This is a genomic window from Brevibacillus sp. YAE8, from assembly GCF_057543335.1.
Map to the genome: position 1 here is coordinate 327690 of NZ_BAAIYG010000004.1, position 9165 is coordinate 336854.

Annotated in this window: 5 protein-coding genes, 13 tRNA genes and 1 rRNA gene; all 19 read right to left on the bottom strand. The window is 51.1% G+C overall.

Annotated features, from left to right (window positions below):
- Positions 1–24: 24 nt before the first annotated feature.
- Complete coding sequence (locus AC27IT_RS09445; protein ID WP_025847903.1) at positions 25–1074, bottom strand: NAD(P)/FAD-dependent oxidoreductase; 1050 nt, start codon at positions 1072–1074, stop codon at positions 25–27.
- A gap of 101 nt (positions 1075–1175) precedes the next feature.
- Positions 1176–2180, bottom strand: coding sequence for an ABC transporter substrate-binding protein (locus AC27IT_RS09450; protein ID WP_487091753.1), 1005 nt, complete (start codon positions 2178–2180; stop codon positions 1176–1178).
- Between the two features lie 70 nt (positions 2181–2250).
- A complete protein-coding gene (locus tag AC27IT_RS09455; RefSeq protein WP_283858777.1) occupies positions 2251–3102 on the bottom strand; it encodes an AraC family transcriptional regulator in 852 nt (283 codons plus the stop codon).
- A 902-nt stretch (positions 3103–4004) separates the two neighbouring features.
- Positions 4005–5750, bottom strand: a complete 1746-nt coding sequence (locus tag AC27IT_RS09460) for an ABC transporter ATP-binding protein (protein ID WP_487091754.1) — start codon at positions 5748–5750, stop codon at positions 4005–4007.
- Positions 5751–5908: 158 nt separating this feature from the next.
- Positions 5909–6736, bottom strand: coding sequence for a helix-turn-helix transcriptional regulator (locus AC27IT_RS09465; protein WP_051353946.1), 828 nt, complete (start codon positions 6734–6736; stop codon positions 5909–5911).
- A 627-nt stretch (positions 6737–7363) separates the two neighbouring features.
- Positions 7364–7445 (bottom strand) — tRNA-Leu (locus tag AC27IT_RS09470).
- 8 nt (positions 7446–7453) lie between these two features.
- Positions 7454–7527: transfer RNA gene (locus tag AC27IT_RS09475), tRNA-Cys, on the bottom strand.
- Positions 7528–7547: 20 nt separating this feature from the next.
- Positions 7548–7623 (bottom strand) — tRNA-Gly (locus AC27IT_RS09480).
- A gap of 7 nt (positions 7624–7630) precedes the next feature.
- Positions 7631–7705, bottom strand: a tRNA-Gln gene (locus AC27IT_RS09485).
- Between the two features lie 26 nt (positions 7706–7731).
- A tRNA-His gene (locus AC27IT_RS09490) sits at positions 7732–7807 on the bottom strand.
- Between the two features lie 29 nt (positions 7808–7836).
- A tRNA-Trp gene (locus AC27IT_RS09495) sits at positions 7837–7910 on the bottom strand.
- A 5-nt stretch (positions 7911–7915) separates the two neighbouring features.
- Positions 7916–7991: transfer RNA gene (locus tag AC27IT_RS09500), tRNA-Phe, on the bottom strand.
- 44 nt (positions 7992–8035) lie between these two features.
- Positions 8036–8112, bottom strand: a tRNA-Asp gene (locus AC27IT_RS09505).
- 46 nt (positions 8113–8158) lie between these two features.
- Positions 8159–8235: transfer RNA gene (locus AC27IT_RS09510), tRNA-Met, on the bottom strand.
- 64 nt (positions 8236–8299) lie between these two features.
- Positions 8300–8375, bottom strand: a tRNA-Val gene (locus tag AC27IT_RS09515).
- Positions 8376–8461: 86 nt separating this feature from the next.
- Positions 8462–8535 (bottom strand) — tRNA-Glu (locus AC27IT_RS09520).
- A 4-nt stretch (positions 8536–8539) separates the two neighbouring features.
- Positions 8540–8632: transfer RNA gene (locus tag AC27IT_RS09525), tRNA-Ser, on the bottom strand.
- A gap of 3 nt (positions 8633–8635) precedes the next feature.
- Positions 8636–8711, bottom strand: a tRNA-Asn gene (locus AC27IT_RS09530).
- A gap of 54 nt (positions 8712–8765) precedes the next feature.
- Positions 8766–9165 (bottom strand): 23S ribosomal RNA (locus AC27IT_RS09535); the annotation flags it as partial.

Consider the following 9165-nt stretch of genomic DNA (forward strand, 5'->3'; position numbering starts at 1 on the left):
TGCGGCTTCCGTTTCCTGCAAATACTATTTTATCATTTGCTTAATCAGCTCGCGGTTTCGGCTTTGGAAAATTTCATTGTGGGACGAAACCATTCCGCTGGCATGCGCTTCCGGCTGAATGTACAGCTTGGCTTGGTTGACGGCATTTGCTGCGTCGTGAAAAGCTCCAGCAATCAGATGCACTTTTCCTTCATACGAGATAATATCTCCCGCCGCAAAAATCCCCGGCTCGGATGTAGCGCCGTTTGTCTTGCCGGCCAGGAAGTATTCGTTCGCCATTTCCAGCTTCACCTGGCTGTTCTCCAGAAGCGATCTGTCGCGTTCGTAGCCGTGATTGATAATCACTTCGTCAATCGCCAGCTCCTGCACCTCGCCCGTCACATGGTTGGTCAGCTCGACCCGCTCAATCTTCTCCTGGTTGGAAGCGGCAATCAGCTTCGTGATCGTCGTGTTGAAAAAGCATGTGGCGGAGCTTTTCAACAGTTGCGTTACTTGTGCTTCGTGCCCGGACAGCGCTTCTTTCCGATACGTCAAATACACTTTTTTGGCAATCGGCTCCAGCTCATTGGCCCAATCGACCGCCGAGTTTCCACCGCCCGAGATGATGACGGTTTTGTCCTTGAAGCGCCGCAGCGACTTGACGGTATAACTGAGATTGGATACTTCGAACTTTTCCGCGCCTTCCAAGTCAATTCGTTGCGGCTCCAAAATCCCTCCGCCAATGGCCAAAATGACGGTTTTGCTATAATGCTTCTCGCCTGTCGAAGTGTGCAAAACGAACACGCCTGTTTCGTCCCGCTCGATCCGCTCCACTTTTTGGCCCAAAACGACGGTTGGATCGAAGGTCAATCCTTGCTGAACGAGCTGCTCAATCAGCTTTTCGCCCAGTGTTGGCGTCAGGCCGCCGACGTCCCAAATCATTTTTTCGGGATAGACGTGGACTTTCCCGCCCAGCCTTGGCTGATATTCGATCAGCTTCGTCTTCATTTCTCGCAAACCGCTGTAAAATGATGCGAACAGCCCAGCAGGCCCTCCGCCTATAATCGTGACGTCATACAATTCTTCGTTCGTCATCCGTGTATCTCCCCTTTACTCCCATCCATAATGGGCGCACGCAGCAACAGGGCCCCTGCACAATGCTTGCACAGAGGCGGCTGCTCGATCAGCGACGCATTTTATTTGGCCAAAATATTTTTCACGATCGTTTTCACCCCAAGCTCAATTCCCAACGGTCCGCCCGCGGCAATCGAGCTGTCCAGTGCGTACATATGCCCGTTCTTGATCGCTTGAAGCGAGTTCCAGGCAGAATCGCTCTCCAGGTTTTTCAGGTAGCCTTGCAGCTTTTTGAACGAGCCGCCGATATCAGCGACAAATATGTAGTCCGGGTTCATCGCCGCCAGTCCTTCCAGGGAAATCTGCTCCCCTTTGGTCGACATATCTACGTATATGCTCGGCGGGTTCAACCCAAGGCCGCTTTCCTTGCTGAAAATAAACTGCGTGGTAAAGCCCCAGAACTGCTTGTCACCCAGCATAATCACGCCAAACGTTTTGTCGCTGAACGCTTTCAACTGTTCTTTGGAATCGGCAATCAGCGTTTCGATCCGCTTGATTTCATCCTCGGCCTTTTGCTCTTTGCCGAAAATTTTTCCGTACTCGCGCAGCGCGCCTTGCCAGTTGTTTTCATTGCTGTCCACCGTTACGACCGGAGCGATTTTCTCCAGCTTGTCGCCGTAGCTTCCATACCGCCCCGAAACCATGATGATGAGGTCAGGGCCGACTTCCAGCAGCTTTTCCAGGTTCGGGCTCGTCATGGAGCCGATGTCGACGATCTGTTTGTCCTTGTACGGAGCGAGCGATTCCCACTCCTGCAAAACATCCAGGTCTGTCGCCGCTACCGGGGCTTCGTCCAACAAAAACAAATGCTCAAAATTGCGGAAAAATAAGAGCGCTACTTTCTCCGGTTTCTTTTCCAGTACAATCTCGCGTCCAAGAGCATCTACATACGTTCTCGGCCATTTTCCCGTTTCCTGATCGGCTTTTTCGGGAGCGGCGCTTTCCTCTTTGGCTGGCGCTGCACTGTTTGCTGCGGAACTATGGTTAGTCTCCGGCGTTCCGGCACAACCCGCTAAAATCCCCGCCAAAAGCGCAAGGGTGACGAATAGTCTCATGAGTGTTTTCATTCTGACTCCTCCGATGTAACTTGAGTTTTGCTTGACCAACTAAGCTACGGTCAGTTTAGCAAAACGCATTTTAGAGAGGAATGGAGCCATCCTGAATTCCATATGGATTTTTCCTGAATCGTCCGCGAAATTCGGCCGGAGACAACCCTACCTGCTTTTTAAAAATGCGGCTGAAATACAAGGCGTCTGCATAGCCGACGCTTTTCGCCACCTCGCCGATCGGCGCGTCGTTCGCCAACAGGCATTCCTTCGCCCGATTCAGCCGATAAGCCATCAAATACTTGCCCGGGCCCATGCCCGCGTATTTTTTGAAGACGTAGAACAAGCGATTTTCGTTGATGTCGTTTTGCTCCGCCAACGCGCGTACACTAAGCCCATCCATGTAATGCTCATGTATGTAGCTGGATACTTGCTCGAACAGTGCCTGCTCCCCATCGCTGCTCTGGTTGCGTACACAAACGAACAGTTCCTCCAGAACGCAGCGAAACAACGTTTCTGTCTGAAAGGCAGAAATCCCGCCTGGTTCCCTTGAGGAGCGCCAGAGAAGCTCAAGCAGCTCCATCAGGCGCGGGCTTTGTCCCGGAGTGAGCTGAAAATGCGCTTTGCTCAGAGAAAATCCGGACGGCTCGGGCGCGCAAACCCGGTATAAAACAAGCAAATACTCCCACTTACTGTTGCCCGTAACCCGCCGATTCAATGGCATACGGGCACCGCCATGCACGACATGTCCCGGCGACAGCGCATAGGACGTTCCGCTGAAATCAAACTCGGCCTTTCCTCTCAAGGGAAAAACAAAGCCTGGGAATGCTTCCGTATAGTCATCGCAACTCATGCCCGGATCGCGCACATAGCGACAGACTTGCTCCACTCGAAAAGAGGTACGCGCAAAATGTTCGGCAAGTTTGTTGATGTCCATCTTCATTTCACACACCTCCTGCCATCAAGCGCCGTTACTTCATGTGCTCATCTGCTCTAGTCCGTCGGGGCGAATTGTGATAAAGTCACATACCTTAATCATACTTGTATTGATATTGAGAATCAATCTTATTGTTTTCTTCTCTTCTTAATTCTTTGTCCTCACTTTTCTGACGTCTGGTTGTCGGATATAGTACGGGCAAAACAGAGTAGTAAGGAAAAGACTAAAAAAAGATAGTGAAAAATGATAAAGTTTTTGCTGTAGAAGTGCAAACTGAAGATCAACCAGCATTTGGTTTGTACTGGAAGAAGGAAACTCTCAACAAATGATTACATTTAAAAATAAAGGTCTGCAAAATCATATTGTAGGCCTTTATTTTTCCTTTGAGAGAGGGGAAACTTTCGTGACGAAAACAAAATCTGGATGGTTAAGAACCATAGTGGAAATAGGGATGGTATACGTTTCTTTATACGCTATTGTATTTCTAATCGGCGTATACAGTTTTACATTCGCCACTGATTTACCGCCGGATCGAAATAAAAACGGATCTGGACTATTTCTAGGTACCCTTGTCAATTGCGTTCCTTTTTTGCTGATTAGTTGGAGAGCACATTTTTTTCATAAGCGAAACATTCATACTGTTGCTATTGCCACTGTAGTTACTTCCTTCCTTTTGGAAAAACTTTTACCTGTCTGTTTTGCGAATATATTATCTCCAACAGACCCATTTTTACTTCTAAGCGAAGAATTTCCTTATTACATTTTTGGGATAGATTACATACTATACGGCACCCTTTTATCGTGTTTGTCTTTTTACATTGGCTTGATGGTCAGGCGATCATTAAAGCCGAATACTACATCATAACCAACAAAAGACCCTTGCTGAATCAGCAGGGTCTTTCGTTGGTTTACAGCTTGCTGACACCCTCCAAGCCTTGCGAGACGCCAAACTGCGCCTGATACAAGCGGCTGTACACACCGCCTGCGTCGACCAGCTCGCGATGATGCCCCTGCTCGACGATGCCCTCCCCCGTCACCACGACGATTCGGTCTGCATCCTTGATCGTCGCCAGCCTGTGCGCGATCACCAGCGTCGTCCGGCCTTTGGACAGCTCTGCCAACGATTGCTGAATCGCCAGCTCTGTCTCCGTATCCAGCGCCGAGGTCGCTTCATCGAGAATCAGGATCGGCGGATTTTTCAGGAACATGCGGGCAATCGCCAGCCGCTGCTTTTGACCGCCGGACAGCTTCACGCCGCGCTCCCCGATCACCGTCTCCATGCCTAGCTCCTGCGCGCGAATAAAGTCATCGAGTCGCGCTCGCCGTGCCGCTTCCCAGATTTCCTCCTCGCTCGCCTCCAGTTTTCCATACAAAATATTTTCGCGAATCGTGCCCGCGAACAGGAACACATCCTGCTGCACAATCCCGATCTGTCGGCGCAACGAATCTTGTGTCACCTGGCGGATGTCCACCCCGTCAATGCTGATCGAACCGCTCTCGACCTCGTAAAACCGCGGCAGCAAGCTGCAGAGCGTCGTTTTGCCCGCACCGGACGGACCGACGAACGCGATCGTTTCTCCTTTGCGGATGACCAGATCGACCTGATCGAGCACTTTTTTCTCTCCGTCATAGCTGAAGGAGACCTGGTCGAAGCGAATCTCTCGCTGAAACGGCTTCATTTCCACCGCGTCCGGAGCATCCGCCACATCCGGCTCTGTGTCCAGCAATTCGGTATAGCGCTTGAAGCCTGCGAAGCCTTGCGGATAACTTTCCACAATGGCGTTGATCTTCTCAATCGGACGGAAAAACACGTTCGTCAGCAGCAAAAAGCCGACAAACTCTCCGTACGTAAGCTGCTCGCGAATGACAAACCAGGTTCCGCACACCATGACAAACAAAGTGACAAACCGCATCATCATGTAGCTGATCGAACCGTTTTTGGCAATCAGCTTGTAGGAGCTGAGCTTGGTCAGGCGAAAGCGCCCGTTGTTGACAGCAAATTGTGCTTCCTCGTGCTTCTCGTTGGCAAACGCCTTGACGACACGGATGCCACCCACGCTGTCTTCAATGCGAGCGTTGAAGTCGCCCACATCGCGAAACAGTTGGTGGATCGCCTGGGTCATTTTTTTGTTGAAGTACACGACGACCCAGATGATGGCCGGCACAACGATGAAGGTGATAACCGCAAGCTGCCAGTTGATGGACAGCATGAGCGCAAACGAGCCTACAAGCGTCATGATCGCGATAAACAAATCCTCCGGTCCGTGATGCGCCATTTCGCCAATCATGTTCATGTCGTTTGTCAAGCGACCAATCAAATGCCCGGTCTTCGTATTGTCAAAAAATCGGAACGACAGCTTCTGAATATGCGAAAACAGCTTGCGCCGCATATCCGTCTCGATGTTGATGCCCAGCATATGCCCCCAGTAGTTGACGATGTACATAAGCAATGTGTTCAAGGCATACAAAGCGAGCAGTCCAAGCGAAGCCCACAAAATCATGCCCCACTTCCCGCCCGGCAGCAAATCGTCGATAAAAGCATTTACCGCTACCGGAAACGCCAGCTCCAGCAAACCGGCAATGATTGCGCAGCCAAAATCAAGCACAAACAACCATTTATACGGGCGGTAATAGGAGAAAAAGCGTCGAATCAATCAATGGCCCCCTTTTGGCGTTGGGTTCGCTCCCTGTCAGTACTTACCCGGCAAGCTTTTGTCAACGCAACTGCAATAATGATTATCAATTTCATCAATAAGTATAGCAATGTGCCTTGTGAAAGAGAATGGCACATTCATGAATCGATATGGATTATTCATGAATCCCGTTGAAACTCGCTCGGGGACAGGCCGGTGTATTTTTTGAAGCGCTTGCTGAAATACAACGGATCGGAAAAGCCTGTCCTTTGCGCCACCTCCTTGATGCTCAATTGGCTGTGCACGATATTCAACAAGTTTTTCGCCTGGTTAAGTCTGTATCTGTTCAAATATTCACCCGGACTAATTTTCAAATGCTTCTGAAACAGGTAAGCGAGCCGGTTGACATTGATCTGGTGCATTTCCGCAAGCCGATTCATGCTCAAGTTTTCCATGTAATGATTATGAATATAATCGAGCAGCCGCTCCAGCAATAGCCGCCCCTCGTCTTGCGCGCGATACAGCACGAGCGAAAACAGCTCGTTCAAGATGCCGTACCACAGCTCTTTTACGCGCAGCTTGTACAAGTCGCCGGGGCTGTTCCAGTACCGCTCAAGCTGCCTCAGCTTCTCCTGCAGCCGGGCGCTCTGCTCGACAAGGTGCAAGCCGTAATGCTGCCCGGCGTAATCGCATGCATCAGCCAGCTCCCAGTGCTTCACCTGATAGAGCACGAGAATGTAGACCCACTTTTCCTCGCCGATCACCTTGCGATCAAACGCCATGTCAGGGCCAGCGTGTACGACCATCCCCGGCTCCATATCGTATCCCGTGCCGTCAAACCACATTTTGGCTCTCCCGGATAGAGGGAAAATAAATGCCGAATGCAGCCCGGTTCGTCCCCCAAAATATTTCATTCCCGGCTGTCGTTCTTCGAGGGATACACTGGTGAGTGTAATGGCTCCCCTGGCGTAATAGTCGATCAACAGACCAACCTTTGCTCTCTCCATTTGCACCCCGCCTTGCTTTTTACTCAAAAGAACCGTTGGATGTAAGCGCGGCATGGTCGCTACCGCATCCAGGAAAAGCTCTGCAACCACCCAGCACATGGATATGCTTCATGCATGGATATGCTTCACGCTTGGCTATGCTTCACGCTTGGCTATGCTTCACGCTTGGCTAGCTTTGGTCACGCACACGCTTCTCCTATCGGCAGGCAAGCGCCAGCCTCGCTTGGTTCTTCTCTCGCTGGTTCTTCTGTTCAGGTGTTGTTGCCAGCGGCTCGCGCTGTTACTCCGCTCGGCGTAGCACCTGGCATTGGAACACATTTTTACTCACAAAATCTGCAATTTACCTCTTGTGAAAATTTCGGTTCTCGTTTATCATAATAGATAATGATTCTCATTTTCAACCAATCAACTTGGCCAAACTGTCGAACTCTACAGCTTGCTCTTCTGGCTGCTTGCAGGACTGATTTCTTCATTTCTTGCGTGTAACGAATCAGTCACCTGTTGCATCCGGTTCGCTTGCTTGCTGATCGGTTTCAGGAGATGGAGCGATACATACTGCTTTTCATGTTGATCGTAACAAATAAAATAACCCTAAGGATGAACATCCTTAGAGCTTGATTTCAGAAATGGTGCCGGTGAAGGGACTTGAACCCCCACGGTTTCCCTCACGATTTTGAGTCGCGCGCGTCTGCCATTCCGCCACACCGGCAATTAAATTGGAGGAGGCACCCGGATTTGAACCGGGGATAAGGGTTTTGCAGACCCGTGCCTTACCCCTTGGCTATGCCTCCATGTATAAAAAAGGTTTGAATGGAGCGGACGACGGGTCTCGAACCCGCGACCTTCGCCTTGGCAAGGCGACGCTCTACCAATTGAGCTACGTCCGCGTATAAATGGCTGGGGTACTAGGATTCGAACCTAGGAATGACGGAGTCAAAGTCCGTTGCCTTACCGCTTGGCTATACCCCAATAAGTAATCCCCAACTTTGAAATTATGGGGCGATCGATGGGACTTGAACCCACGAGTGCCGGAGCCACAATCCGGTGCGTTAACCCCTTCGCCACGACCGCCATATTAACTAACTATGCCTTTTGGAAAATGGCAGGGGCAGTAGGAATCGAACCCACACCAAAGGTTTTGGAGACCTTCGTTCTACCGTTAAACTATGCCCCTACACATGGTGGCTCGGGACGGAATCGAACCGCCGACACGAGGATTTTCAGTCCTCTGCTCTACCGACTGAGCTACCGAGCCGTATGTATCTTTTGCTTAGCGTGCCATTTGTTGTTTGTGAAAAATGGCGGAGCTGACGGGACTCGAACCCGCGACCTCCGGTGTGACAGACCGGCGTGAACTCCAACTTCACCACAGCTCCATGTTTGGTTGCACCTACAGGTACTCCCTTTGCAAGAAAGAAAATTTGGTTGCGGGAGCAGGATTTGAACCTGCGACCTTCGGGTTATGAGCCCGACGAGCTACCGAGCTGCTCCATCCCGCGACGATTCGGACGATCAATTATCAGCGTTGCCACGTGCTTTTCGCTGACCATCCATTATGATAAGTGGTGGAGGCTGACGGGATCGAACCGCCGACCCTCTGCTTGTAAGGCAGATGCTCTCCCAGCTGAGCTAAGCCTCCACTGTTCCCCAACTCTTGTTGGGGCCCCACAAAGGATAGGGTGCTACCAGAGTGGCACTCTTTTTGCTTTGTGGACGTTTTTTAGGTGACCCGTAGGGGATTCGAACCCCTGTATGACAGCGTGAAAGGCTGCTGTGTTAAACCGCTTCACCAACGGGCCAAGATGGCGGATGGAGTGGGATTTGAACCCACGAGACGGGTCAACCCCGCCTACACGATTTCCAATCGTGCTCCTTCGGCCGCTCGGACATCCATCCATATGGCTCCTCGGGACGGACTCGAACCGCCGACCGATCGGTTAACAGCCGATTGCTCTACCAACTGAGCTACCGAGGAACGTTGAAGGTCTTATTCCTTCAAAACTGAATACGCATGTTTGCTAAGAAATGTGTGGATAAGTCCTCGACCGATTAGTATTCGTCAGCTCCACGCGTTGCCGCGCTTCCACACCGAACCTATCAACCTCATCGTCTATGAGGGGTCTTACCAGCTTAACGCTGTGGGAAGTCTCATCTTGGAGGGGGCTTCACGCTTAGATGCTTTCAGCGCTTATCCCGTCCGCACATAGCTACCCAGCTATGCCACTGGCGTGACAACTGGTGCACCAGAGGTGCGTCCATCCCGGTCCTCTCGTACTAAGGACAGCTCTCCTCAAACTTCCTGCGCCCGCGACAGATAGGGACCGAACTGTCTCACGACGTTCTGAACCCAGCTCGCGTACCGCTTTAATGGGCGAACAGCCCAACCCTTGGGACCTACTTCAGCCCCAGGATGCGATGAGCCGACATCG

Coding starts and splice junctions, on each gene's coding strand:
- AC27IT_RS09450 (WP_487091753.1), bottom strand. CDS start 2,180: ATGAAAACACTCATGAGACTATTCGTCACCCTTGCGCTTTTGGCGGGG.
- AC27IT_RS09445 (WP_025847903.1), bottom strand. CDS start 1,074: ATGACGAACGAAGAATTGTATGACGTCACGATTATAGGCGGAGGGCCT.
- AC27IT_RS09465 (WP_051353946.1), bottom strand. CDS start 6,736: ATGGAGAGAGCAAAGGTTGGTCTGTTGATCGACTATTACGCCAGGGGA.
- AC27IT_RS09455 (WP_283858777.1), bottom strand. CDS start 3,102: ATGAAGATGGACATCAACAAACTTGCCGAACATTTTGCGCGTACCTCT.